Annotated in this window: 1 protein-coding gene; it reads left to right on the top strand. The window is 60.3% G+C overall.

From position 1 onward, the window contains the following. A partial coding sequence (locus tag ALQ04_RS05880; protein WP_122314916.1) for a non-ribosomal peptide synthetase occupies positions 1-3,278 on the top strand: 3,278 nt, incomplete at both ends.

Below are 3,278 nucleotides of genomic sequence, written 5' to 3'. Positions count from 1 at the left end.
TGAAGGCCGTCAGCTGAGCTACGGCGAACTCAATGTCCGTTCCAATCAGGTCGCCCATCGTTTGATCGAACAGGGCATTGGCCCGGACGATCGGGTGGCGATCTGCGTCGAACGTAGCCTGGAAATGATCGTTGGCCTGCTGGGAATCCTCAAGGCTGGCGCGGGTTATGTACCGCTGGATCCAGCCTATCCAGCCGAGCGACTGGCGTATCTGCTCAAGGACAGCGAACCGCGTGCCGTATTGGTCCAGACAGCTACGGCGGACGTTTTGTCGGCTGTAGTGGTGCAGGTTATCAATCTGGACGATCCACGTTTGCAGGAGCAATCCGTCTCCAATCCGCAGGTTGATTCGTTGAGCTCTGCACATCTGGCCTACGTGATCTACACCTCAGGCTCCACCGGCTTGCCGAAAGGCGTGCAGGTCGAGCACCGCAATGTAGCGCGGCTGTTCACGGCGACTCAGCCCTGGTTCGACTTCGGACCGACCGATGTCTGGGCGCTGTTCCACTCGTTTGCCTTTGACTTCTCGGTCTGGGAAATCTGGGGTGCGCTGGTAAACGGTGGTGAACTGCTGATCGTGCCGCAACTGGTCAGCCGTTCGCCGCAGGAATGCTATGCATTGATTTGTGAATCTGGGGTGACGGTGCTCAACCAGACTCCAAGTGCCTTCCGCCAGTTGATTGCTGCCCAGGGCGAAAGTCATCAGGCGCACTCATTGCGTCAGGTTATCTTTGGCGGTGAAGCGCTGGAAACCGGGATTCTCAAACCGTGGTATGCCCGCGCTGTGAACGCTGGAACCCAACTGGTCAACATGTATGGCATCACCGAAACCACGGTGCACGTCACTTACCGGGCTTTGCAGGCGGCGGATGCCTTGCAGGCCGGTGTCAGCCCGATTGGTGTGCGTATTCCGGACTTGCAGACCTATGTACTGGATGCCAATCGCGAACCGGTGCCGGTCGGTGTCGTTGGTGAGCTGTACGTGGGCGGCGCGGGTGTAGCGCGAGGTTACCTGAATCGTCCTGAGTTGAATAAAGAGCGGTTTATTGTCGATCCATTCAGCACTGACAAGCATGCTCGCCTGTACCGCACCGGCGATCTGGCGCGCTGGACTGTCGAAGGCACCCTGGATTACCTGGGTCGTAACGACGACCAGGTGAAGATTCGCGGTTTCCGTATCGAGCTGGGCGAGGTTGAGGCGCAGCTTTCGGCCTGTACCGGTGTACGTGAAGCGGTGGTCATTGCCCGCGAGGATGTACCGGGCGACAAGCGTCTGGTGGCTTATGTCATCCCGGCACAAGGTGCGACGCCATCTGCCGCAGATCTGCGCGATGAGCTGTTGCTGAACCTGGCCGAGCATATGCTGCCCAGCGCCTTTGTAACCCTTGAAGCATTGCCGTTGACCACCAACGGCAAGCTGGATCGCAAGGCCTTGCCGGTACCTGATCAGTCAGCGTTGGCCAGTCGTGCCTATGAAGCTCCACAAGGCGAGGCCGAAACGATCATCGCCGGACTCTGGCAGGAATTGCTCGGTGTGGAGCAGGTCGGTCGTCATGACCACTTCTTTGAACTGGGTGGTCACTCGTTGCTCGCCGTGAAGTTGATCGAGCGTATGCGGCAACAGGATCTCAGCGCCGATGTGCGCGTTCTGTTCGGCCAGCCAACCCTGGCGGCACTGGCTGCTGCGGTGGGCAAGCAGATGCGGATCGTGGTGCCGGCCAATCTGATCCCGGCAGGTTGCGAGCACATCACGCCAGAGATGCTGCCACTGGTGGATCTGGATCAGGACACGATCGACCGCGTGGTCGCCAGTGTGCCTGGCGGGGTTGCCAATGTGCAGGATATCTATGCGCTGGCGCCGTTGCAGGAAGGGATTCTGTATCACCACCTGGCTGCTGCCGAAGGCGATCCGTATCTGCAATATGCGCTGTTCAGCTTTGATAGCCTGGAGCGGATTCAACAATTCACCGCGGCGTTGCAGGGCGTGGTTTCGCGTCACGATATCCTGCGCACCGGCGTGCTCTGGGAGCGCCTGGACGAGCCGGTGCAAGTGGTCTGGCGGCATGCGGAACTGGCGCTGGAAGAGGTTCGACTCGATCCGGCTGCGGGTGATATTGCCGATCAGCTCTGTGCCGCTCTGGACCCGCGTCATTACCGCCTGGACATTCGCCAGGCGCCGATGATGCGTATCGGCTACACCCATGATCCGGCCAATAATCGCTGGCTGGGCATGCTGCTGTTCCACCATATGGTCGACGATGCGACTTCCCTGGGGATCCTGACCTCGGAAATCGAAGCGTTCATGTCCGGTCAAGCTGAGCGGCTGCCAGCTTCGGTGCCGTACCGCAACTACGTGGCTCAGGCGCGCCTGGGCGTCAGTCGCGAAGCACACGAAGCGTTCTTCCGCGACATGCTGAGTGATATCGACGAGCCGACCCTGCCGTTCGGGCTGCATAACGTACAAGGCGACGGGCAGGGCATTCAGGAAGTCCGCCAGGTGGTGGATGCTGCCCTGGGCCAGCGTTTGCGAGCCCAGGCCCGCAAGCTGGGTGTAGGACCGGCCAGTCTGTATCACCTGGGTTGGGCGCGGGTACTGGGCGCTCTGGCGGGGCGTGATGAAGTGGTATTCGGCACCGTATTGTTGGGCCGTATGCAGGCGGGCGAAGGCGCCGACCGTGCATTGGGCATGTTCATCAATACCTTGCCGTTGCGGGTTGACCTTGGCGATCAGCCAGTCAGTAACGGGGTAAGAAAAACCCATGCCAACCTGAGCGCACTATTGGCCCACGAACACGCCTCGCTGGTGCTGGCTCAGCGTTGCAGCGGAGTGGAAGCGCCGACGCCGCTGTTCAGCGCCTTGCTCAACTACCGTCACCTGGAAAACCATTCGGGCACCGACAGTGCCGCGGCCTGGGAAGGTATCCAGGCGCTGGCCGGTGAAGAACGCACCAATTATCCGCTGACCCTGTCGGTTGACGATCTGGGCGAGGGCTTCAATCTGACGGTGATGGCCGAGGCACAGATCGGCGCAGAACGAGTCTGTGGCTATATGCAGCGCGTGATGCATCAGTTGATCGATGCACTGGAGCAGGCACCGCAAACCCCGCTGAGCAATCTGTCGATTCTGCCGCGCAGCGAGCGCGAGCAATTGCTGCAAGGCTGGAACCTCAGCGAGAAAAACTTTGCCGATGATTTGCTGATTCACCGGGCGGTCGAGGCCTGGGCCTTGAAGCAGCCTTCAGCCACGGCGCTGCGCTTTGAAGGCCGTCAGCTGAGCT

It is taken from the genome of Pseudomonas cichorii (assembly GCF_003700275.1).
GTDB lineage: Bacteria > Pseudomonadota > Gammaproteobacteria > Pseudomonadales > Pseudomonadaceae > Aquipseudomonas > Aquipseudomonas cichorii_B.
The sequence above is the reverse complement of the archived record's forward strand: the minus strand, read 5'-3'. Positions and strand labels throughout refer to the sequence as shown.